Origin of the sequence: Vibrio sp. EJY3 (assembly GCF_000241385.1) — a bacterium.
GTDB lineage: Bacteria > Pseudomonadota > Gammaproteobacteria > Enterobacterales > Vibrionaceae > Vibrio > Vibrio natriegens.
Genome location: NC_016613.1, coordinates 2,876,236 through 2,899,934, shown reverse-complemented (window position 1 = coordinate 2,899,934; position 23,699 = coordinate 2,876,236). Strand labels below are relative to the sequence as shown.

Below are 23,699 nucleotides of genomic sequence, written 5' to 3'. Positions count from 1 at the left end.
GCCGCTGAACATTCAGCGGTTTTTTTGTTTTTAAAAGCTAAGTTTCAAATACAAAAAAGCCTGGCAGAAGCCAGGCTTTATGAGTTTTGGTGTAGACCTTACTGATTGCGATCGTAAATACAAAGCATATCAAGGTATGAACTTACGAGGTTTTTCAGCTCATCTTCACCCTTAAAACGGTTTGCTTGTACAAACAGTGAGTAGCAAATGCCGTGGAACAAGTTAGTCAAATGTTCTGGTTGATGCGTGTTACAGATTTCACCACGCTCAATTGCTTTGATAAACATGTTCTGTACCAACATCTGGTTGGTGCGGTTGGTTGACACGAATAGTGGCCAAACTTCGTCGCGTGTCGATGCGCTCCACTCAAACCATACTTTCAGCCAGTGGCAATCTTGATTGACTAGCTCAATCATTGCGCTGGTGATATTCGCAATATTGTCACGAGCGTGTAGGTCTAAATCGATGTTATCTGAAAGGAAGTTCGAGAACTGACGTACAACGTGGTTCAGCACTTCATCAACGAGATCTTCGCGAGTTGGGAAGTAGTTAAAAACGGTAGCAACAGAAACCTGCGCGATTTCAGCGATATCCGCATGACCACCACGGCCAATACCGCGACGCGCAAATACTTCCAACGCGATTTCCATCAATTGTTGTTTACGCTTAATAGGGGAAAGCCTAGTACGGGCTCTCTTTGCAATTGAGTCCATTATATTTACCTTGCCATTTTCGTTGAATGGGGGGAAATCCCCCTAATTGATTATTTTAATAATTGCTTAAAGCAAGTGATGAGTGTAATGGTGCATATACTCAAGGTCAACATTTGTTGTGTAATTTGTAGACAGTAATGTCCTGATTGTTGATGCTTTTCGTCATAATCTGGCGAAAATACGGTTACGCTCTCAAGAAAATCGGAAAAGGCTTGTGGCTTTCAACACAATGAACGTGGTGATACACTACGCGCCGTAAGATTAGGTGATCGTTTGCGCGCGATTGACCTTAACCCACCAAATAAATTGAGCAGAGTATGAAACATACAGTAGAAGTCATGATTTCTGAGGAAGTCGTTCAGGATCGAGTTCGTGAAATAGGCAAGCAAATTACTGAGCGTTACCAAGGTAGCGAAGATCTGGTTTTGGTTGGCTTATTGCGTGGTTCATTTGTTTTTATGGCCGACTTAGCCCGTGCCATTGACCTGACTCATCAAGTCGATTTCATGACGGCTTCAAGCTACGGCAATACGATGGAGAGCTCACGTGATGTTCGTATCCTGAAAGATCTGGATGACGATATCAAAGGCAAAGATGTGTTGCTTGTTGAAGACATTATCGATACCGGTAATACGCTGAACAAGATTCGTGAGATCCTGTCGCTGCGTGAGCCAAAATCTATCGCAATCTGTACCTTGTTGGATAAACCATCTCGCCGTGAAGTGAACGTGCCAGTTGACTGGATTGGCTTTGAAATTCCGGATGAGTTTGTGGTTGGTGTAGGTATTGATTACGCTCAGAAATACCGTCACTTACCATTTATCGGTAAAGTTGTGCCTCAAGAATAAGCACAGGTCCATTATCGGATTATAAAAAATCAGATAGAAAAAACGCCCATTTCGAAATGGGCGTTTTTTGTTTAATCAACTTGTCGTATTAACGACACAGCAGCTTGTTCTCGGAGTTTAAAATCGTCGACAAGGCTGTTTTGTACGACTCTTCAACGGTTTCTTTAGAGTTAGAGCGAATACCCAGATACTCTAAACGGCCGTCTTCAATACCATAAACAAAGCCGTGAATCTCAACGTCTTGTCCACGCTCCCATGCATTTTGCATGATGGTTGAATTACCCAAGTTATAAACTTGTTCGGCAACGTTAAGTTCACCTAGTTTATCGGCACGATCTTCCAGAGGCATTTGATCCAGATAGGTGCGATGTTTGAAGTAAATATCACGAATGTGCAATAACCAGTTATTGATCAAACCGAGTTGCGGATTATCAATTGCAGCGTTAACACCGCCACAACCGTAGTGACCACATACGATAATGTGTTTTACTTTGAGAACGTCAACGGCATATTGAACAACAGAAAGGCAGTTTAGGTCTGTGTGGATGACTTGGTTTGCAACATTACGGTGAACAAATAACTCTCCTGAGTAAAGGCCGGTTAATCGTTCTGCTGGTACGCGGCTGTCTGAACAACCAATCCAAAGAAAATCGGGTTTCTGGCCCTCTGCGAGCTTAGCGAAATATTCAGGGCGATCAGACTTAATCTCTTCTGACCATTTTGAATTATTCTCAAATAATTGTTTAATTTCCGGCATCTTGCAAATAACTTCCCTTAAATGACAAAAGCACTGATAGCTCTGCTGTTCAAATATAGCAAGCGATCAGAATTTCAACTATACACAATGTTACAATTTCGATCCCGTTAAATATTCGTCAGACAGGACTCATCTGACGTGTTCTTACCAATAAATTCGTACAATTGAGCTCGTTTATTTATCTCCCTTCAAAGCCCATGAAATAGTTATGGTTTAAGGGAGAATGTCACTGGTTACAGTGATGAGTTTGGTTTGATATTAATGCAAGGGAATTAAGTGTTGTTCGGGAATCGATTTGAGGATATCAATTTCAAAGGGGACATCTTTGGTGGTGTCACTACGGCAATTATCTCGCTACCTTTGGCTTTAGCATTTGGTGTCGCTTCAGGAGCTGGCGCAGAAGCTGGCTTATGGGGTGCGATCATGGTGGGTTTGTTTGCTTCTCTGTTTGGTGGTTCTAATACGCTGATATCAGAACCGACCGGGCCGATGACCGTCATTATGACCGCTGTATTGACGAGCATGATGGTGAAATATCCGGAAACAGGCATGGCGATGACGTTTACTGTCGTCATGATGGCAGGTGCATTTCAGATTTTGCTAGGGACACTTAAGCTGGGTAAATACGTTACCTTAATGCCTTATAGTGTGATTTCCGGCTTTATGTCAGGCATTGGTGTCATACTGATTATCCTGCAATTATCTCCTCTGCTGGGACATGCGGCGCCTTCAGGTGGGGTGCTAGGGACACTATCCGCATTACCAGAGACTATTTCTAACCTGAAGTTTAGTGAGCTGTTTTTAGGCTTGCTGACGCTGGGTATTCTGTTTTTCTTCCCGAAACAATATCGCAAGTATGTCCCTGCTCAGCTGGTGGCACTGGTTGCTGTAACATTATTGTCGGTGATGCTGTTTGATACGGATGACATTCGCCGGATTGGTGAAATCCCGGCAGGTCTGCCTTCGTTGGTGGCACCACACATTAATCCAGACATGTTTGTTGAGATGGTTATCGATGCGCTGGTCCTGGGTACCCTTGGCTGCATCGATACACTACTGACGGCGGTTATCGGTGACTCGCTTACGCGTAAAGAACATGATTCTGATAAAGAACTGCGTGGTCAGGGCTTAGCAAATATGATTTCCGGATTGTTTGGTGCGCTACCGGGTGCGGGGGCGACGATGGGAACCGTGACCAACATTCAGGTTGGTGCGCGCTCACCGTTATCTGGTGTGGTACGTGCGCTGATGCTGGCATTAGTTGTATTGGTTGCGGGCGGGCTGACCGAGCCAATTCCAATGGCGGTACTGGCTGGTATTGCGGTGTATGTCGGATTTAATATTCTCGACTGGAGCTTTATTCAACGTGCTCACAAGGTCAGTTTTTCGGGTATGGCGGTGATGTACGGGGTGATGCTACTGACCGTATTCGTCGATTTGATTGTTGCCGTTGGGCTTGGGGTGTTTATCTCCAACATCATTATTATCGAACGCCTGAGCCGTGAGCAGGCGCGCCAAGTTAAAGCCATTAGTGATGCTGATGAAGATGATGTGCCTCTAACAGACAGTGAAAGAGGGCTATTGGATCGAGCCAACGGCACGGTTCTGTTCTTCTACCTTTCTGGGCCAATGATCTTTAGCGTATCAAAAGCGATTTCTCGTCAGCACTCAAGTATTGCCGATTATGAAGTGATGATCCTGGATCTCACAGATGTACCAATGATTGATGTGACCGTGGGGTTAGCACTGGAAAACGCGATAAAAGATGCGCTGGATGCGAATTGTGAAGTGTATCTGTTGTGCCCAAATCAACGTACGCGTGAACAACTAGAAAAGTTCCACGTGATCGATCTGGTTCCGGCTGCCAACATTTATCGATTCCGCTATGAAGCTTTGAACGCCGCAGTTGCCCATGTTGAGGAAGCACAATACCAACGCATTACTGCGTAATTCACCCAGTTTCTATTTTCAGCTCTGCCAAGCCTTTTGGCAGAGCTCGTTATCTCACTGCCTGTTCCAGACACACTTTTCCCTCTGTTATCGACTCTCCAAGGCTCAGAAAACCATAGATTTACTGTGGATAAAACGTCCAAGTTTATCGAAAGGTTTAATTGTAATCATCGTTATTCAACGATAAACTAAAAATCCTTCACTGCAATACCAAAAGATGTTTCTGGGGCATCGGCTCTTAATCGTTCAAATACTCTCACTTGGTATCAGCAATCACGAATTACAACAGACGGCAATCAACTACGCTATGTACGCATTAGAAATCGAACAGCTACGTAAAACGTACGCAGGCGGCTTTGAGGCGTTAAAAGGCATCAGTCTACAAGTTAAACAAGGTGACTTTTACGCGCTTCTCGGCCCAAACGGGGCAGGGAAATCAACCACAATCGGTATTATCGCTTCGCTTGTCAACAAAACTTCTGGAACCACCAAAGTTTTTGGTTATGACATCGATACTGACCTTGAATTAGCGAAACAAAATTTAGGTCTGGTTCCTCAGGAGTTCAACTTCAACCAATTTGAATCGGTTGAGCAAATCGTTATTCAACAAGCAGGGTATTACGGCGTACCAAAAGCGGTTGCAAAAGAGCGTGCACAGAAGTACCTGACTCAACTTGACCTTTGGGACAAACGATCAGAGGCTGCTCGAAATCTATCAGGTGGTATGAAGCGTCGACTCATGATAGCCCGAGCGCTAATGCATGAACCAAAATTACTGATTCTGGATGAGCCAACCGCTGGCGTGGATATTGAATTGCGCCGTTCAATGTGGGAATTCCTTAAAAAGATTAACGCTCAAGGTATCACGATTATTCTTACCACTCACTATCTTGAAGAAGCGGAAATGCTTTGTCGCAACATCGGTATTATTAATCGTGGAGAGCTGATTGAGAACACCACTATGAAAGGCTTGTTGTCTAAACTGCAAGTCGAGACGTTTGTCCTGGACGTTGAGAATGAAAGCTGTCTTCAGCCTCTTGATGGCGTCATTTCTCAAACATTAAGAGAAGGCTCTCTAGAAATTGAGCTTGAGAAGTCGGAAGGCTTGAACCATGTGTTTACTCAGTTAACTGAGCAAGGCGTAAGAGTACTGTCGATGCGTAATAAGGCTAACCGCTTGGAAGAGTTGTTTGTCCGTATTGTTCGCGAGCAGAGTTAAGGAAACGGTATGTATCATATTTATTGGACAGCTTTTGTCAGTTTGCTGGGTAAAGAGATCAATCGCTTTACGCGTATTTGGGTACAAACCTTAGTTCCGCCTGTGATTACCATGTGCTTATATTTCATCATCTTTGGTAATCTTATTGGTTCGCGTATTGGTCAGATGAACGGATTTAGCTATATGGAATACATTGTTCCTGGCTTAATCATGATGTCGGTCATTACCAACTCATACTCAAACGTCGCTTCGTCATTTTTCAGTGCAAAAATGCAGAAAAATATTGAAGAATTGCTTGTGGCTCCGGTGCCTAACTATGTCATTATCGCGGGTTATGTCATGGGGGGAGTTACCCGAGGCTTGTTGGTTGGCACCTTTGTCACTTTCGTCTCGCTATTCTTTGTTGATTTGAATGTGGATCATTGGGGAATTATATTCCTGACCGTATTTATGACTTCGGTTGTTTTTGCGTTAGGTGGATTAATCAACGCTGTGTTTGCTAAGACGTTTGATGATATTTCTATTGTCCCTACGTTTGTCCTGACGCCATTAACCTACTTAGGTGGGGTTTTCTATTCGATCAGTCTGTTACCAGAGTTTTGGCAGGGCGTGTCAAAAATCAATCCGATCGTATATATGGTCAACGCTTTCCGTTATGGATTTTTAGGCGTATCGGATGTGGGCATCGTGACATCGTTTAGTGTACTAGGGGTTTTTGTTGTATTGCTGTATGCAGTGGCGCATTACTTAGTAACCAAAGGTAAAGGCTTACGCACCTAGACTTTACCAATGAAGTGACAACAAAAAAGGTCGACTCGAAGTCGACCTTTTGTTTTTACTTTTGCTTGCTAGGCATCATTTGACTTGCCATCGCTTGATTCTGAATTATCTTTAGCTTCAATAACCATATCGACGGTTTGATTGTCGATCAGACGAACATTACCTAAAAATGCTGACATCAGAATAACGGCTTTTGCTGTGTCTGCCGTGATCACATCTAAGGTGCGAGCATCACGGATAAATATTTCATCCGGATGTAACCCTGCCGCTCTGAGCTGATCACTTGCATCTTCAATGATTGAAGCATAGTCATCACGCCCGCCACGCATTGCACTGCTAATCCAACGCATAGTACGTGCAAGCACTGGTGCACGCTGACGTTGATCAAGCGTAAGTAGACCATTGCGAGAGCTCATCGCAAGCCCGTCCATTTCACGAACGGTCGGTACGCCTACGATTTCAATATCCATTGCCAGGTCATCAACCATCTTGCGAATAACAGCAAGTTGCTGGAAGTCTTTTTCGCCAAAACAAGCCAGATCTGGTTGGACAATATTAAATAACTTATTGACGATAGTCGTCACGCCGCGGAAGTGACCCGGACGAGAGGCACCTTCTAAAGTAGTCGAAAGACCAGGTACATCGACAAAAGTCTGCTTATCTAACCCTTCTGGGTAGATGATCTCCGGTGTTGGAGTGAACACTAGCTCAACCCCTTCAGCGGAGAGCTTGCTGAGGTCTTCATCCAATGTTCGCGGGTAGTTACTTAAATCGTCGGCACGTTCAAACTGCATCGGGTTAACAAAGATGCTTACGACAACCACATCAGCGTATTCGCGAGCTTTACGAACAAGTGTTAAATGACCGTCATGAAGATTGCCCATGGTTGGGACAAACGCGATTTTACGTCCTTCACGCTTATAGGTTTTTACCTGTTCACGAACCGCTGAAATTTCCGCAAAAGTTTGCATTCACTTATCCTCTAAGCAATGGTATGTGCATCGTCTGGGAATACACCGTTTGCAACATCTTCCATGTATTTTGCAACGGCTTTGCGCATATCACCTGTTTCTGCAAGAAAGTTTTTGGAGAATTTAGGCATGTAGTTGGCAGAAATACCAAACATATCATGCATGACAAGAATTTGACCGTCAGTCGCACTACCTGCACCGATACCGATGACTGGTACGTCAAGCAACTGAGTGATGCGTTCTGCTAAAGCTGCAGGAACACATTCTAGTAGGATAATTTGAGCACCCGCTTCTTGAAGCGCCAGTGCGTCTTTGACCATGCGATCGGCGTTTTCCTGCTCGCGACCTTGTACTTTATAGCCACCAAAGATGTTTACAGACTGAGGCGTCAGACCTAGGTGAGCACAGACAGGAACCGCACGTTCAGTAAGCATTTTAACGGTATCAACTAACCAATCACCGCCTTCGATCTTCACCATGTTTGCGCCAGCACGCATGATTTTTGCTGCATTTTCGCAGGCTTGCTCTGGCGTTGCGTAGCTCATGAATGGCATATCAGACATCAGCAAACAGTTTGGGCTACCAGCACGAACGCAGCGAGTGTGGTATACGATATCTTCTACGGTGACTGGTAGCGTATCGTTTTCGCCTTGAAGCACCATGCCTAGTGAGTCACCCACTAGTAGAACTGGCATTTCCTGGCTTTCAAAAAGTTGGGCAAAACTTGCATCGTAAGCTGTTGAAGTAGCAAATTTACGACCTTCTTGTTTGCACTTAATAAGGTCGTTAATGGTCATTTTTTTCATTGTTTTATCCTTACTAGGAGTTGGCTATGACTGCCAAATATTGAGGCCGTTTCTATCTACTTGATTCAGTAGTGAAGAGACCTCGGTCCCATCAGGGAGTTGTAAACTTGGTGCAATTTCCGCAAGAGGGTAGAGCACGAACTCGCGCTCTTTCATTCCGTAGTGAGGAATGGTCAGTCTTTCGGAATTAATCACCTCATTGCCATAAAGTACAATGTCGAGATCCAATGTTCTTGGCCCCCAACGTTCATCTTTACGGACACGCCCTTGCTCTTGCTCGATCGCTTGGGTGCAATCAAGCAGTTGCAAAGGCGTCAAATTGGTTTGAATCGCCACGACCGCATTAATGTAATCCGGCTGATTTTGTGGCCCCATAGGCGTGCTGCTGTAAAGCTGTGAAGCTTTCACAAATTTTGATTCAGGCAGTGTTTTTAGCGCTTCGATCGCTTGTTTAGCTTGGCTGACAGGATCAGCCAAGTTGCTGCCTACCGCAATGTACGCTGTGATCATGACTTCGGCTTACTCTTTTTCTTGCGATAGGTTTTACGGCGACGCTGGCCTTTCGGCGCTTGGTCGTCGAGATCACCAGCCATTGCCTGGCGCATTTCTCGGCCTGCATTTTGGAAAGTTTCCCACCACTTGGCAAGCTTCTCTGTCTCTCCGCCTTCAATTTCGCCACGCATTTCAAGAAAGTCGTAACCCGCGCGGAACTTGTTTAATTCCATAAGGCGTGAGGCACGCTTACCATTGCGTCGTGGCAGGCGTAATTGCAGTTGCCAAATCTCGCGAATAGTCGCAGTGTGACGTCGTGGGATCGCAATTGTGCGAACCTGCTCATCAAGAATGATGTTACTGGCTTCCATGATGGCATCGTAATAACCAAGATGGCGCTCTTCCATCAGTTTCTCGGCTACGGCACACAGTGGATACCACAGCATCGCTGCGAACATAAATGCTGGGTTGATGCGTTTACCTTCTTCGATTCGCATGTCAGTGGAATCGAGGACCAGATCCAGCATCTGTTCGGTATGAGATGAGTAATCTTCAGTGAAGTGCTCAGAAATCGTCGGGAAAAGCTGTTGGAATAAGTTGTATTCGCGCAGCAGGTGGTAGGTTTCTAAACCTTGACCAGACTGTAACAGCTTTAAAGATTCTTCGAAAAGACGTGCAGATGGGATATCACGCAATAGCGTCGACATTTCTTCGATTGGCGCTGCGGTGTCTTCTTCAATATCAAAGTCGAGCTTAACGGCGAAACGAATCGCACGCAGCATGCGTACCGGATCTTCACGGTAGCGAGTTTCTGGATCACCGATCAGACGAATCAGACGATCTTCTAAGTCCTCGATACCACGAGCATAATCGTGAATCGAGTAATCCGCGATGTTGTAGTACATCGAGTTGATCGTGAAATCGCGACGTTCAGCATCTTCATCGATGGTGCCGTACACGTTGTCGCGTAACAGCATGCCTTCTTTTGATTGCTGAGAAATACTTTTGTTTTTCTGTTCTTGATGGTGACCACGGAAGGTCGCGACTTCAATGATGTCTCGGCCAAACATGATGTGAGCCAAGCGGAAACGACGCCCAATCAAGCGGCAGTTTCTGAATAGCTGTTTTATTTGCTCTGGTGTTGCATTGGTCGCAATATCAAAGTCTTTTGGTCTCTGTCCAAGCAGTAAATCTCGAACCCCGCCACCCACAAGAAAAGCATCGAAACCAGCACCATTGAGGCGGTACAGTACCTTCAGTGCATTGTCACTGATCTGCTTACGCGAAATGTTGTGCTCTTCACGAGTTATTACATTGAGAGCGAGCTCTGGGATTGTGGCAGGTTCGCTTGGTGTATAGTCGTTTGTATTCATGTGCATCTGGCAATAACTGGGTTTAATCCAATTTTGCTTTGGTTAGTTTTGGTGCCCTCGGGCAGATTTGCGGCTAATGATAGCACTACACAGCGCCATTTGAGAATCATGCTGTGATTTCGATCTCTGTTGGTAGCTGTTCTAACTGCCAGTTTTCGCTGCCCCAGCGAAGGATATTCGTAATATCTGAGGCGCGTATTTCTTCTGGTATATCAAAGCCTAAAAACGTCATCGCTTTTAGTAGTGCTGGCTTCGGATTGTCAATATCAATAGCCGTCGCGTGATTTTGTTTCGACAGTTTATTGCCGTTGTCATCTATCGCCAATGGTAAGTGCAAGTAACTGACTTCAGATTGTCCCAGAATTTGGTACAAGCTGATTTGGCGCCCAGTCGGTTCGATTAAATCTGCGCCACGAACAACTTCAGTGACCCCTTGGTCGATATCATCCAATACTACCGCAAGATTATAAGCAAATAAGCCATCTCGACGTTTAATAATGAAATCTTCATTAACCAGTTGTTCTGGAATCTGAATAGTTCCATGTTTCAGGTCGAAAAAACTGGCGATAGGTTTGGTCATTTTTAGGCGTATTGCGCCTTCTTTCAAGTTTTTATCTCGGCAAGTGCCCGGATAAAATCCACCATGCTGCTTAATTTGCTTGCGTGTACACTGGCAATAATACGCGTCACCATTTTCTAGCCAAGTATCTATTTGAGCCTGGTAGAGATGATGACGCTGACTCTGGTAAACCACCTCGCCATCCCAATGCAATTGGTAAGCTTGCAGTGCTTCCAGAATGGCTTGTGTTGCGCCGGGCATTTCCCTTGGAGGATCGAGGTCTTCTATGCGAACTAACCATGATCCATGGTTAGCTTTTGCCTGAAAATAACTGCCAAGGGCGGCTACCAGTGAGCCAAAATGCAGTGGCCCTGAAGGAGATGGGGCGAATCGGCCAACATAGCTTGTCATGTGTGTGGATCTCGAACAGATAAGCCAAAACAAAAAGGGAGCCAGAGCTCCCTTCCATAATCAAAATGCGTGGTGATTAGCCTTGCATCTGCTTTTCTTTGATTTCTGCAAGTGTTTTACAGTCGATACAAAGATCGGCAGTTGGGCGTGCTTCAAGACGGCGAATGCCGATCTCTACGCCACAAGACTCACAAAAGCCGAAGTCATCTTCTTCGATTTTGTCTAACGTCTTTTCAATCTTCTTGATCAAACGGCGCTCACGATCACGATTACGCAGTTCTAGGCTGAACTCTTCCTCTTGAGAGGCGCGGTCCACTGGATCAGGGAAGTTTGCTGCTTCATCCTGCATATGGTGAACAGTACGGTCCACTTCAGATCTTAGCTGATCACGCCAAGCCGTTAGGATTTTCGTAAAGTGTTCAACCTGCTCTGGTGACATGTATTCTTCACCAGGCTTTTCCTGATATGGCTCCACGCCTGCAATGGCTAGGATGCCAATCGTTTTTTTCTTTGATTCTGGCATACAGCATCTCCTACTTACACCTAGTCAACTGCTTCGCAGTCTATTTAAGGCGGGTATCTATAGCAAAAAGAGGCGGTGCAGGCAAATACTGATTTGCAATCTTATCGTCAATGTGAAGATAACATCATTTTTTCTCTAAATTGATGAAATCAACAGCGGAAATTAGCGATATGTCAGTACTGCTTAGTTCAGCTTTATAGCAGAGAACTTCGACTCCAGCGTCTTGTGCTTGTTTGAGTAATTGTGAATATTTTGCGTCTATATGGTGTGCCGCAGATACTTTTTCAATACCCGAATGTAAAACAGTAAATAAAAGTATGGCTCTACTTCCATTTTGTGCCATTTCTGTGAGCTCTCTCAGGTGCTTTTGTCCTCGAGTAGTGACTGCATCGGGGAAGTATCCTTGCCCATCCGAGTGAGTTTCATCAAGAAGAGTGACGCTTTTCACTTCTATATAACACTTTGGTTTATCACTTGCGCTGAGCAAGATATCAATTCGGCTATTTTCATTGCCATATTTCACTTCAGTTTGAAGTGTGTCATAACCGCAAAGTTCTGAAATGACGTTATTTTCAATCGCCTCAACCGCTAATTGGTTGGCTCGCGCGGTATTGATACAAATACGATGGCCGAGTTCGGTTTCACTGAGCTCCCAGCTATTAGGGTATTTACGCTTGGGGTTATCGGATGTTGAGTACCAAACTTTATTACCAGGTGTGGCACAGCCGGTCATTGCGCCTGTGTTGGCACAATGGATGGTGCGAATTTCACCGTTATCAAGCTCAATATCGGCAAGGAAGCGTTTATAGCGTTTAAGTAGAGTCGCTGACTCTAAAGCGGGTTCGAAATGCATTTTGCTTATTTAGACAGGAATGTTTTTATGTACAATGTTGCCATCATTACACCATAAGGTATTTCCTTTGTCACAATTGCCGATTGAAGCCGTGATGCCTCAGTTACTTGCCGCGGTCAAAAACCAACATCAGGTCATCCTTAAAGCTGCGCCAGGTGCAGGTAAGTCGACTTACTTTCCTCTCCAACTAATTAAGCACAAATTGGTGACTGGCAAAATTATTATGCTGGAACCAAGACGACTGGCAGCCCGCAATATTGCTCGTTATTTGTCTGAACAATTAGGAGAGCAAGTGGGGCAAAGTGTCGGGTATCGTGTTCGCGGTGAGACAAAGGTAAGCGCTGCAACGCAATTGGAGATCGTGACGGAAGGGATCATGACGCGCATGATCCAAAATGACCCTGAACTGGATGGTGTCGATCTACTGATTTTCGATGAATTTCATGAGCGCAGTATTCATGCGGATACGGCGTTGGCATTCAGTTTAGAAGTTCAGGAAGCGCTGCGCGATGATCTTAAGCTGGTGGTGATGTCGGCAACGCTCGATCAAGATGCTTTGCAAGCGTTGCTACCCGAAGCGAGTTTTATTGAATCAGAAGGGCGCAGTTTTGATGTTGAAACGCGCTACGCACCGCTCGCCGTTAATGATCATCTTCCCGTTGTCATGGCCAAAACGATTGAGAGTTTGATCAATAAAGAGTCCGGCTCTTTACTGGCTTTTCTACCTGGCGTTGCTGCAATCAAACAGGTTGAAGAATGCTTATCGCATTTGCCAGCGGAAGTTGAAGTGTGCCCACTATACGGCCAGCTCAGCTTTGCTGAGCAGCAAAAAGCGATCTCTCCGGCGGTAAAAGGGAAACGTAAAGTCGTGCTGGCAACAAACATCGCGGAAACGTCCCTGACTATTGAAGGGATTCGCCTTGTTGTTGATTCTGGTTTAGAGCGTATCGCACGTTTTGATCTCAAGAATGGTCTCACCCGTCTGGAGCAGGTTCGTATTGCCCAGTCTTCGGCGATACAGAGGCTGGGGCGAGCTGGTCGAATTGAAGAGGGGATTTGTGTTCGCCTCTATTCTGAAAGTCAGTTCAAACAGCAACCGACGGTACCGCAGCCTGAAATTCTGCATTCTGATCTGGCGAGTTTGGTTATGGAGCTGGCTTTCTGGGGCGCGAGTGATATTCAGGACCTAAAATGGCTCAATATCCCCTCTCAAGCCGCTTTGAGTCAGGCGAAGCAACTGTTAGTTTCACTTGGGCTTTTAACTGAACAAGGTCAATTGACGGCGGATGGCAGACAGGCTCATGAGCTTGGTGTGGAACCTCGCGCGGCTGCAATGTTGATAAAATCTTCGCAGCACAATGAGAAGATGTTAAATACTGCGCTTGCAGCGGTCGCCCTTATAGAAGAGCCAGAAAGAAACGTCACCAATATTGCCCATAGCTTGCATCGCTGGGTAACAGGAACACATCCGAAAAGGTCGTTGTTGCTTAAACGCGCGCAATCTTTGTCTCACAAGCTGGATGGTGCCTTTTCTGTTGCTGATGTTGATGAGAGTGCGTTACCTCTGGTATTGAGCCTGGCGTTTCCGGATCGTATTGCTCAGCAACGCAGTAATCAATATGGTCGCTTCACGCTATCGAATGGTCACGGTGCGGAATGTCGCCCCGACGATACCTTAGGCGCCAGCGAGTATTTAGTTGCGGTTGATCTTATGCGTTCACATTCCAATTCGAGTCAAATTCATTTGGCGTGTGAATTGGACGTCAACTTACTGCAAACTACGTTTAAGTCGCTATTTTCCTCTGAAGAACTGGTGGATTGGGACGAAAAAAGAGGACGTTTAATCGCGCAGCGGCAACAAAAACTCGGTCAATTGGTGATAGAGCGTGAGTCGTTGCCAAGTCCGGGCAAAGAAAAAATGACACAAGCTTTACTCACTTATGTCCGCCGTCAGGGATTGAGCAGTCTAAACTGGACACCGGCATCGGAAAGCTTGCTTGAGCGCATTCGCTGCGCAATAGACTGGCTTCCAGAGCAACCTTGGCCAAGTTTTGATAACGAGAGTTTGCTTGAATCACTGGAAGAGTGGCTAGAGCCGTACATGGCGTCCGTATCGTCAGTAAAAGATCTGAATAAGGTTAATTTGACGGAAGCTTTGAATGCGCGTTTAGGCTGGCCCTTAAATCAGAATATTGATGAGTGGCTACCTGAGCACTATCAGCTACCGACAGGCACAAAGAAACGCATTCGATATCAATACGGTCATGAGCCTGTGTTATCAGTCAGAATGCAGGAAGTATTTGGCGAAAGCACATCGCCGACTGTTGCTTTAGGGCGCAAACCTTTAGTGCTGGAGTTACTTTCTCCGGCGCAGCGTCCATTGCAAGTGACCACCGACCTCGCTGCGTTCTGGAAAGGCAGTTATAAAGACGTACAGAAAGAGATGAAAGGGCGCTACCCAAAACACGTTTGGCCAGATGATCCTGCCAGCCATGTAGCGACAACGAAAACAAAAAGACAATTGAATAATGACTAACACTAAAAAGCCAAGCACAAAAAAAGCGCCTGCGAAGAAAAAAACAGCAGCGAAAAGTACGGCAACACGTAACAAACGTAGCCCGGGTAAAAAGCCGGACAATGGCAAACGTTCGTGGTTGAAAACGTTGTGGTCGTTCGGCTGGAAAGCGGGTGTTGCGCTGGCTGCGGTATTGTTATTCGTCGGGATCTATTTAGATAGCGTGGTCAAAGAGCGCTTTGATGGTCAGCTATTTGAACTGCCAACCGTTGTTTACGCGCGTATTCTGAATTTGAGCCCGGGTGAGAATATCACCATCAAAGAGCTGCGCAATGAACTGGATGTACTCAACTATCGAAAGGTGAGCACGCCTCGTTATCCTGGCGAATACTCTTCGTCTTCTACCCGCATTGAATTAATTCGTCGTCCATTTGAGTTCGCTGATGGCCCGGAGCCAGATCGTCACGTGATGCTGCATTTCTCTGACGGTGGTTTACAGCGCATTCAGTCTTTGGAATCCAGAGGGGATCTTGGCTATCTGCGTCTTGAACCTAAAATGCTGGGTATGTTGGAGAAAGATCAGGACGAGCAACGACTGTTTTTACGTCGAGACCAGTTCCCGGAAATTTTGGTTGATGCGCTACTGGCTACCGAAGACCGAAACTTTTATCAACATGACGGTGTTTCTCCGCTGGCCATCGGGCGTGCGCTCGTTGCGAATATCAAGGCAGGCCGCACGGTCCAGGGCGGCAGTACACTGACTCAGCAGTTGGCGAAAAACTTATTTCTTACCCGCGACAAGACATTATGGCGTAAGCTACGTGAAGCCTACATCGCGTTGATTCTGGATTATCGCTACAGCAAAGATCGTATTCTGGAAGCGTACTTAAACGAAGTGTATTTAGGGCAAAGTGGCGGTGAAGCGATCCATGGCTTTGGTTTGGCCTCGCGTTACTACTTTGGCCAGCCGATCAGTGAGCTACGCGTCGATCAACTTGCCATGTTAGTCGGTATGGTCAAAGGGCCGTCTTATTACAACCCTATTCGCTATCCAGAGCGAACCAAAGATCGCCGTGACCTGGTATTGCGTCTGTTGATGCAACAAAATCTACTGACGGCACAAGAGTATGATCAGGCAGCCAGTCGTCCGCTTGATACGCAAAGCAATCCTCGTATTGCCAGCCGTCAGCCTGCGTACTTCCAGCAATTGAACATCGAGCTGAAAGAAAAAGTCGGTGAACGTTTTAAGGCGGAAACAGGATTAAGAGTCTTCACCTCACTTGATCCGGTATCGCAAAGCAAAATGGAAAAAGCCATCGCGAAAAAGATCCCAGAGCTGGCAAAGCGAGGCGGTAAAGATCTCGAAGCTGCAGCGGTGGCAGTTGACCGCCACAGTGGAGAAATCCGCGCAATGGTTGGCGGTAAGCGAGCGGGTTATGATGGATTTAACCGAGCGCTGAATGCGAGCCGTCCTATTGGTTCTTTGGTGAAGCCTGCGATTTACCTGACTGCACTGGAGCAACCGGAAAAATACAATTTGGGAACAACGCTGCATGACACGCCACTAAGTCTCAAAGGCAGTGAAGGCACGGTTTGGACACCGCGTAATTACGATCGTAAATATCGTGGCGATGTGCCACTGTACCTTGCGTTAGCGAAGTCGCTTAATGTACCAACAGTGCGTTTGGGTATGGAGCTAGGTATTCCTGAAGTGACGAATACGTTAGAGCGCTTAGGCGTAAGCAAAAATGAAATCCGCCCAGTGCCTTCCATGTTCCTTGGCGCGTTTTCATTGACGCCACTTGAGGTGGCTCAGATGTACCAGACTCTGACAAACTCTGGCAAACGAGCAAGGTTAACAGCACTTCGCTCAGTCATTGATATGGAAGGAAATGTTCTATACCAATCACTTCCTCGCTCGTCTCGTGAGGTTGATGAGCAGGCGGCCTGGCTCACCACTTACGCGATGAAACAAGGCGTTGCTCAGGGAACAGGGCGCTATTTGCAGAATCAATTTTCTTGGGCTGCATTGGCTGGTAAAACAGGTACTAGTAATGATACCCGCGACAGTTGGTTTGTGGGCGTGGACGGTCGAGAAGTTACCACTATCTGGCTGGGACGTGATGATAACAAACCAACTAATCTAACCGGCGCGAGTGGTGCTTTACGTGTGTATGCCGAATATTTGTCTCAGCGTATTCCTGAACGTTTAGCATTACCTTGGCCACGAGAAGTAACAACTTTGGGCTTCAAACAAAAAGCCGAAGGTGGGTTGGAAATGAACTGTCGTAGCGAATATAAACTTCCGGTTTGGGATAAAACAGGTCAGGTAAAGCAGCAGTGTGAGAAAAAATCCAACTGGATTAATGATTTATTTAATTGGTAGTGTCGCTAAACTGCAAGTGGAAACTTGTTTCACTGGTCAATTCTTAGTACATATTAGTGCGTATAATCTGGGAGCATTGGCTGACCAATGCAGCCAATGCGCTTCCTGTGACCAGAGATTCGATAAAGGAAAAATGAATGTTCAAAAAGTTGTCATGTAGCCCGTTAACTCGCCATTTTGCGCTTTGGGTAAGCTTCTTTTTGATCGCTGCGCCTTCGGTTGGCCGGGCTCAGGAAGAGACTTCCGCATCGCGCCCTAAAATCGCAGTGGTTCTCGCTGGTGGTGGTGCAAAAGGTGCCGCCCATATAGGCGTGTTGAAAGCTCTGGAAGAGATGCACATTCCGGTCGATATCATAACCGGAACGAGCATGGGCGCGTACGTTGGTGGCTTGTATGCCACTGGTATGAGCGCCGATGAGATTGAGAGCTTTATTTACACCGTGGATTGGAACGGCGGTTATCGAGACCGTGTAGACCGAAGCCAGCGCCGGGTTCGTGATAAAGAGTATGAAGACCGTTATCAGATTTACACCGACCTTGGCCTGAGATTGACTGAGGTTAGGGCGCCAACTGGTGTCGTGCTAGGGCAAAACATGCTGCGCATTCTGCGTGAAAGCACGGGTAATTTGGGGCGTTTTGATTCCTTTGATGAACTCGCCATTCCGTATCGCTCTGTCGCAACGGACATCTTAGAGCTTGAAGAAGTCGTCATTGGTAATGGCTACTTGGTGGATGCGATGATGGCGAGTATGTCTGTGCCAGGCGCGCTCCCACCTTATCAGTTAAATGGTCACATGCTGGTCGATGGCGGCGTAGTAAATAACATGCCGGTTGATGTGGCTCGTGCAATGGGCGCGGACGTTGTTATCGCCGTAGATATCAGTACCGACTACAAAACCAAAGAAGACTTTACCGGGCTGTTTACCGTAGCTGACCAACTTTCCAACTATCTTGTGCGCCGCAGTACTCAAGAGCAAGTCGAAGCACTCCAAGAGCAAGACATTTACATTCGTCCGAATGTTGGTCAAATGGAAACCGTTGAGTTCGATAAAATGCCTTCGGCGTTTCAGTCGGGGTATGAAATCACTAAGACGTTGGCACCGAAATTAGAAGGCTTGAGTCTATCCAGTGCGGATTACCAACGTTACATCGACAATAAACAAGAAGCGCGGAAAACCTTAGTCCATGGTGATGAACGTGTGGTTGATGAGGTCGTGATCATCAATAACACGCACTACAGCGATGTACTGTTGACCAACCGTTTGCATTTGGAGACAGGGCGAAAAATCCCCACGCAAGAAATAGAAAAAGCGGTTGAAAACCTATACGCGCTTGATCGCTTTGAGCTGATTACTTATCAGTTTGAGGAAGACGAAGGCGTCACACAACTGGTGTTTAACGTTAACGAAAAATCGTGGGGCCCTAATTACCTCAACTTTCGATTTTTCCTCGAAGATGATTTTGATACTGACAGCCAGTATGGCATCGGCTTATCAACCAATTTCACCAATCTAAATTCTCATGGTGCAGAGCTGGCATTTAATGTCGAAATGGGGACGGATAAGCTGATTGAAGCTGAACTGTACTCGCCAGTTATGTCCAGCCAGCAGCTTTTCGTATCCGGAAGACTAACCTACAGTAATGAAAGCCGAAACTTACCGCTGAGTGACTTCCAAAACCCGGACATTGGCGCAGTGGACGACTTCCTGCCTGTGTCGTACAGCGATTTTACATCAGAGCTTTCTATTGGCCTTCAACCCACGTTATGGCAAGAGTTACGATTGGGCGCACGATACTCAACCGGCAGTATTGAACTTTCCACTTTGGCATCGGCAGGTAATCTGGATTTTGACCGACTTGGCGCATTTGCAAGTTATCGTTTAGACACGCTCGATGACTTCGCTTTTCCTACTCGTGGCCTGTTGGTTGATTTGGAGTATTTCGTTTCTCATGACAAAAGTCCGGAAGGTGATAACTTCTTGGAATCCGAGTCTTCGGTCGAAGATACGGTGTATGAAATTTCCGCCCGATTTAAAGGTGCAGTGAGTCATCAGCGTCATACTTTAGTCGGACATGCTGAATACAGCTTTGTTGAGAGCAAAAACTCCACCATCCCACTCGATCCGCGAGAGTTAGGGGGCTTTTTAAACCTTTCGGGCATTCCGAGAAATAGCCTGATTGGGCAGGACTTATTCTTTAGCAGTCTGGTCTACCGCTATAAATGGTTCGATAATGACTTCGGATTGTTCGAAGCTCCGGTATATATAGGCGCTTCATTGGAGTATGGTGGAGTATGGTCTGACAACGATCTCCATTTAGATGAAGCACCGCTGTATAATGCGGGTTCAGTATTCTTTGGCGTCGATTCCCCAATCGGGCCTATAATGTTGGCTTACGGTCGTACAGAGCAGAACTTGGAGGCAGTGTATTTGATCGTAGGAACCTCGTTTAATTAATCGGGACAAGAAGGCATAACCTAAGCATATTTGTTCAAAATTAGCAGAACTTTAGTCGTAAGTTGCTATGTTGGTCAAAATGATGAGATTTTAATTGAAGGTTAAATTTGCTATTCTTTGGCCCACAGTTTGGCCTCTACGGCGCTGTTTCTCAATCATAATTGAATGAAAACAAGGGCAATGGAGAGCCAAGTTTCCAAGGATGTTCACTCCTTTACTTTAAAAATAGTAATAATAAAGGAGGAACCGCAATGAGAGGAAAAAGTCGTGCTTGAAGCCTACCGTAAACACGTCGAAGAGCGTGCTGCCGAAGGAGTTGTACCTAAACCACTAGACGCTGAGCAAGTAGCTGGCCTTGTGGAACTTCTGAAAAATCCCCCTGAAGGTGAAGAAGAAGTCCTTCTTGACCTACTAGAGAACCGTATCCCACCAGGTGTTGATGAAGCCGCTTATGTTAAAGCTGGTTTTCTGACCGCAGTAGCAAAAGGTGAGGTATCTTCTCCGCTAGTAAGCCGTGAAAAAGCGGCACAGTTGCTAGGTACTATGCAAGGTGGTTACAACATCGAACCTCTAGTAGACCTACTAGACGACGATGCTCTGGCACCAATCGCTGCAAAAGCGCTATCTCACACTCTGCTTATGTTCGATGCTTTCTACGATGTAGAAGAGAAAGCGAAAGCAGGCAACGCGCATGCACAGCAAGTTCTACAATCTTGGGCTGACGCGGAATGGTTCCAGTCTAAGCCTGCGCTACAAGAAAAAATCACTCTTACTGTATTCAAGGTTACTGGTGAAACAAACACTGATGACCTGTCTCCAGCACCAGATGCTTGGTCTCGCCCAGATATCCCAGTTCACGCGTTAGCAATGCTGAAAAACGAGCGTGAAGGCATCAACCCTGACCAACCTGGTAGTATCGGTCCGATCAAACAGATCGAAGAACTGCAAGAAAAAGGTCATCAACTGGTTTACGTTGGTGACGTAGTAGGTACGGGTTCTTCTCGTAAATCTGCAACTAACTCAGTGCTTTGGTTCATGGGCGATGATATCCCTAACGTTCCAAACAAGCGTGCTGGTGGTTACGTACTTGGTGGTAAGATCGCACCTATCTTCTTTAACACAATGGAAGACGCGGGCGCACTACCAATCGAAGTTGACGTATCGAAACTGAACATGGGCGACGTTATCGACGTTTACCCATTCGAAGGTAAAGTTTGTAACCACGAAACTGGCGAAACACTGGCTGAATTTAAGCTGAAAACAGACGTGCTTATCGACGAAGTACGTGCTGGCGGTCGTATTCCACTGATCATCGGTCGTGGTCTGACTGACAAAGCTCGCCAATCTCTAGGTCTAGCGCCTGCAGATTTCTTCCGCAAACCAGGTGACGTTGCTGATACAGGCAAAGGTTACTCGCTTGCACAGAAGATGGTTGGTAAAGCATGTGGCGTAGAAGGTGTTCGTCCGGGCACTTACTGTGAGCCTAAGATGACTACGGTTGGTTCTCAGGATACAACGGGTCCTATGACTCGTGATGAGCTTAAAGACCTTGCGTGTCTTGGCTTCTCTGCTGACCTAGTAATGCAGTCTTTCTGTCACACCTCTGCGTACCCTAAACCAGTTGACGTAAACACGCACCACACACTTCCTGATTTCATCATGAACCGTGGCGGCGTTTCTCTGCGTCCGGGTGATGGTGTTATCCACTCATGGCTAAACCGTATGCTTCTGCCTGATACAGTAGGTACAGGTGGTGACTCGCATACTCGTTTCCCACTAGGTATCTCTTTCCCAGCAGGTTCTGGTCTGGTTGCATTCGCAGCGGCAACAGGTGTTATGCCACTGGATATGCCAGAGTCAATCCTGGTTCGCTTCAAAGGTGAAATGCAGCCTGGTATCACGCTACGTGATCTAGTACATGCAATCCCTTACTACGGCATCAAGCAAGGTCTGTTGACGGTAGAGAAAGCAGGTAAGATCAACGAATTCTCTGGCCGCGTTCTAGAAATCGAGGGTGTTGAGCACCTAACGGTTGAGCAAGCGTTTGAACTTTCAGATGCGTCTGCAGAGCGTTCAGCAGCAGGTTGTACCGTTAAGCTATCTCAAGAGTCTATCGAAGAGTACCTAAACTCGAACATCACTATGCTTAAGTGGATGATCTCTGAAGGTTACGGCGACCGTCGTACTATCGAGCGTCGTATCACTGCAATGCAAGAGTGGTTGGATAATCCAGAGCTAATGGAAGCGGATGCGGATGCGGAATACGCGCACGTAATCGAAATCGACCTGGCAGAAATCAACGAGCCAATCCTATGTGCTCCTAACGATCCAGATGATGCTCGTCTACTTTCTGAAGTTCAAGGTACACAAATCGACGAAGTATTCATCGGTTCATGTATGACTAACATCGGTCACTTCCGCGCTGCAGGTAAACTGCTTGAGCAATGGGGTGGTCAGCTAGATACGCGTCTATGGGTGGCTCCGCCAACTAAGATGGACCGCGATCAGCTAACAGAAGAAGGTTACTACGGTATATACGGCCGTGCTGGTGTTCGTATCGAAACTCCGGGATGTTCACTATGTATGGGTAACCAGGCTCGCGTAGCAGACAAAGCAACAGTAATGTCTACTTCAACGCGTAACTTCCCGAACCGTCTGGGTACTGGTGCAAATGTTTACTTGTCTTCAGCTGAGCTAGCAGCAGTTGGCGCAATTCTAGGCCGAATTCCAACTAAGGAAGAGTACCTGGAGTACGCAGCGAAGATCAACGCAACAGCAGCGGATACTTACCGCTACCTGAACTTCCATAAGATGGATCAGTACACTAAGAAAGCGGATACGGTTATCTTCCAAGAGCCAGCATAAGCTTTATAGGTGAAATACAAAAACCGCAGACAGTGTCTGCGGTTTTTTTGTTTAGCGACTTAGGGAAATCTATCTTTTAAAGCTTTAACTGCAACATCGCTGCGACATTACGTGCGGTTAGTTCAATGTTCTGTGCTGCTTCAGCGAATGCTGTTGGCAGGTCTACCGAGCGGTTTACAATCGAAAAAACTGCATCAATACCATGCTCATGAACGACGCCACAATCATGAGATAAACTGCCCGCGATACCGATCACTGGCACAAAATGTTTATTGGCCACACGAGCAACACCAATAGGCGTTTTGCCATGAATGGTTTGACTGTCAATACGACCTTCACCCGTGATGACAAGATCTGCACCTTCGACGATTTCGTCCAGATTAACCGCATCCATTACGATCTCAATTCCAGGGCGCAGTTCCGCATTAAGCAGGCCCATTAGTGCCGCGCCTAAACCTCCCGCAGCGCCAGCGCCTGGACGTGTGAGAACATCTTGGCCTAGTTGCGCTTTGATTACGCTTGCGTAGTGTGCGAGGTTTCGATCGAGCTGCTCAACCATGTCAGGCGTCGCGCCTTTTTGCGGACCAAACACTTGTGATGCACCTTGAGGCCCGCACAGAGGATTGTCTACATCACACGCTACCTCCAAGCGCACTTGTGCAAGTCGGGGATCGAGACCTCGCATATTGATACGGTGAAGTTTGGAAAGCTCGCCACCACCAAAGCCAAGTGGTTCATGATTCTCGTCCAGAAGGCGAATACCTAGTGCTTGCGCCATGCCTAACCCCCCATCATTAGTCGCGCTGCCGCCAATACCGACGATGATGTGCTCGACACCTTTATCTAGCACCGCTTTAATCAGCTCACCAGTACCAAACGTTGTGGTAATCATTGGGTTACGTTTATTTGGATCGACCAAGTGCAAACCAGATGCGGCCGCCATTTCGATGATCGCTGTTTTGCCATCTCCCAGTAGTCCATAGAAGCCAGAAACAGGTTCGCCAAGTGGGCCTGTTACTGAGTGCTCAACTATTTCGCCACCAGTGGCATCAACAAGAGATTGAACGGTGCCTTCACCGCCATCAGCCATTGGCAGTTTGATGTACTCTGCATTTGGCAGGACGTGTTTAAACCCTTGCTCGATAGAGATTGCAACTTCCATCGCGCTTAGACTTTCTTTATAAGAATCCGGAGCAATAACAATTTTCATAGTGATACCTAA

General features: G+C 46.5%; 18 protein-coding genes. 8 read left to right on the top strand and 10 right to left on the bottom strand.

Annotation, left to right across the window (positions count from 1 at the left end; all coding sequences use genetic code 11):
• Window positions 1-98: 98 nt before the first annotated feature.
• Window positions 99-713 carry a LuxR/HapR/OpaR family quorum-sensing transcriptional regulator gene (locus VEJY3_RS13000; protein ID WP_014232943.1) on the bottom strand — a complete coding sequence of 205 codons (615 nt, stop codon included), beginning with the start codon at window positions 711-713 and terminating at the stop codon, window positions 99-101.
• Window positions 714-1,030: 317 nt separating this feature from the next.
• On the opposite strand from VEJY3_RS13000, the gene hpt reads away from it, so the two are divergent.
• On the top strand, window positions 1,031-1,561 hold the full coding sequence (hpt, locus tag VEJY3_RS12995; RefSeq protein WP_014232942.1) for a hypoxanthine phosphoribosyltransferase: 531 nt from the start codon (window positions 1,031-1,033) through the stop codon (window positions 1,559-1,561).
• A gap of 88 nt (window positions 1,562-1,649) precedes the next feature.
• Here the strand turns inward: hpt and can are convergent, their stop codons facing one another.
• Window positions 1,650-2,318 carry a carbonate dehydratase gene (can, locus tag VEJY3_RS12990; protein WP_014232941.1) on the bottom strand — a complete coding sequence of 223 codons (669 nt, stop codon included), beginning with the start codon at window positions 2,316-2,318 and terminating at the stop codon, window positions 1,650-1,652.
• Window positions 2,319-2,597: 279 nt separating this feature from the next.
• Between can and VEJY3_RS12985 the strand changes: the two genes are divergently transcribed.
• The 3 genes from VEJY3_RS12985 (at window position 2,598) to VEJY3_RS12975 (ending at window position 6,267) form a co-directional block, all read left to right on the top strand.
• Window positions 2,598-4,268 (top strand): SulP family inorganic anion transporter, encoded by a 1,671-nt coding sequence (locus VEJY3_RS12985; RefSeq protein WP_014232940.1) that lies wholly within the window; start codon window positions 2,598-2,600, stop codon window positions 4,266-4,268.
• Between the two features lie 307 nt (window positions 4,269-4,575).
• The gene (locus VEJY3_RS12980; protein WP_014232939.1) at window positions 4,576-5,487 is read left to right on the top strand and encodes an ABC transporter ATP-binding protein; all 912 of its coding nucleotides are present in this window, start codon (window positions 4,576-4,578) and stop codon (window positions 5,485-5,487) included.
• A gap of 9 nt (window positions 5,488-5,496) precedes the next feature.
• Entirely contained in the window at window positions 5,497-6,267 is a 771-nt protein-coding gene (locus VEJY3_RS12975; RefSeq protein WP_014232938.1) for an ABC transporter permease, read from the top strand.
• Window positions 6,268-6,335: 68 nt separating this feature from the next.
• Here VEJY3_RS12975 and panC read toward each other — a convergent pair whose 3' ends face one another.
• From panC to sfsA, 7 genes are all read right to left on the bottom strand, one after another.
• Window positions 6,336-7,238: a pantoate--beta-alanine ligase gene (gene panC / locus VEJY3_RS12970; RefSeq protein WP_014232937.1), complete on the bottom strand. Its 903-nt coding sequence runs from the start codon at window positions 7,236-7,238 to the stop codon at window positions 6,336-6,338.
• An 11-nt stretch (window positions 7,239-7,249) separates the two neighbouring features.
• A complete protein-coding gene (panB, locus tag VEJY3_RS12965; protein WP_014232936.1) occupies window positions 7,250-8,044 on the bottom strand; it encodes a 3-methyl-2-oxobutanoate hydroxymethyltransferase in 795 nt (264 codons plus the stop codon).
• A 24-nt stretch (window positions 8,045-8,068) separates the two neighbouring features.
• Window positions 8,069-8,554 (bottom strand): 2-amino-4-hydroxy-6-hydroxymethyldihydropteridine diphosphokinase, encoded by a 486-nt coding sequence (folK, locus tag VEJY3_RS12960; RefSeq protein WP_014232935.1) that lies wholly within the window; start codon window positions 8,552-8,554, stop codon window positions 8,069-8,071.
• Complete coding sequence (gene pcnB / locus VEJY3_RS12955) at window positions 8,551-9,915, bottom strand: polynucleotide adenylyltransferase PcnB (RefSeq protein ID WP_014232934.1); 1,365 nt, start codon at window positions 9,913-9,915, stop codon at window positions 8,551-8,553. The genes folK and pcnB overlap by 4 nt, the downstream gene beginning before the upstream one ends.
• 100 nt (window positions 9,916-10,015) lie before the next feature.
• The gene (gene gluQRS / locus VEJY3_RS12950) at window positions 10,016-10,879 is read right to left on the bottom strand and encodes a tRNA glutamyl-Q(34) synthetase GluQRS (RefSeq protein ID WP_014232933.1); all 864 of its coding nucleotides are present in this window, start codon (window positions 10,877-10,879) and stop codon (window positions 10,016-10,018) included.
• A 76-nt stretch (window positions 10,880-10,955) separates the two neighbouring features.
• On the bottom strand, window positions 10,956-11,402 hold the full coding sequence (dksA, locus tag VEJY3_RS12945; protein ID WP_014232932.1) for an RNA polymerase-binding protein DksA: 447 nt from the start codon (window positions 11,400-11,402) through the stop codon (window positions 10,956-10,958).
• A 124-nt stretch (window positions 11,403-11,526) separates the two neighbouring features.
• On the bottom strand, window positions 11,527-12,255 hold the full coding sequence (gene sfsA, locus VEJY3_RS12940) for a DNA/RNA nuclease SfsA (RefSeq protein ID WP_014232931.1): 729 nt from the start codon (window positions 12,253-12,255) through the stop codon (window positions 11,527-11,529).
• Window positions 12,256-12,322: 67 nt separating this feature from the next.
• Here sfsA and hrpB point away from each other — a divergent pair, with 67 nt between their 5' ends.
• The 4 genes from hrpB to acnB all read left to right on the top strand — a co-directional run bounded on the left by hrpB (window position 12,323) and on the right by acnB (window position 22,477).
• A complete protein-coding gene (hrpB, locus tag VEJY3_RS12935; RefSeq protein ID WP_014232930.1) occupies window positions 12,323-14,791 on the top strand; it encodes an ATP-dependent helicase HrpB in 2,469 nt (822 codons plus the stop codon).
• Window positions 14,784-17,156, top strand: a complete 2,373-nt coding sequence (mrcB, locus tag VEJY3_RS12930; RefSeq protein ID WP_014232929.1) for a penicillin-binding protein 1B — start codon at window positions 14,784-14,786, stop codon at window positions 17,154-17,156. Before hrpB ends, mrcB begins: the two co-directional genes overlap by 8 nt.
• A 137-nt stretch (window positions 17,157-17,293) precedes the next feature.
• On the top strand, window positions 17,294-19,612 hold the full coding sequence (locus tag VEJY3_RS12925; protein WP_014232928.1) for a patatin-like phospholipase family protein: 2,319 nt from the start codon (window positions 17,294-17,296) through the stop codon (window positions 19,610-19,612).
• Window positions 19,613-19,879: 267 nt separating this feature from the next.
• Entirely contained in the window at window positions 19,880-22,477 is a 2,598-nt protein-coding gene (gene acnB, locus VEJY3_RS12920) for a bifunctional aconitate hydratase 2/2-methylisocitrate dehydratase (protein ID WP_014232927.1), read from the top strand.
• Between the two features lie 76 nt (window positions 22,478-22,553).
• Here the strand turns inward: acnB and VEJY3_RS12915 are convergent, their stop codons facing one another.
• On the bottom strand, window positions 22,554-23,687 hold the full coding sequence (locus VEJY3_RS12915; RefSeq protein ID WP_014232926.1) for a glycerate kinase: 1,134 nt from the start codon (window positions 23,685-23,687) through the stop codon (window positions 22,554-22,556).
• Between the last annotated feature and the right edge of the window lie 12 nt (window positions 23,688-23,699).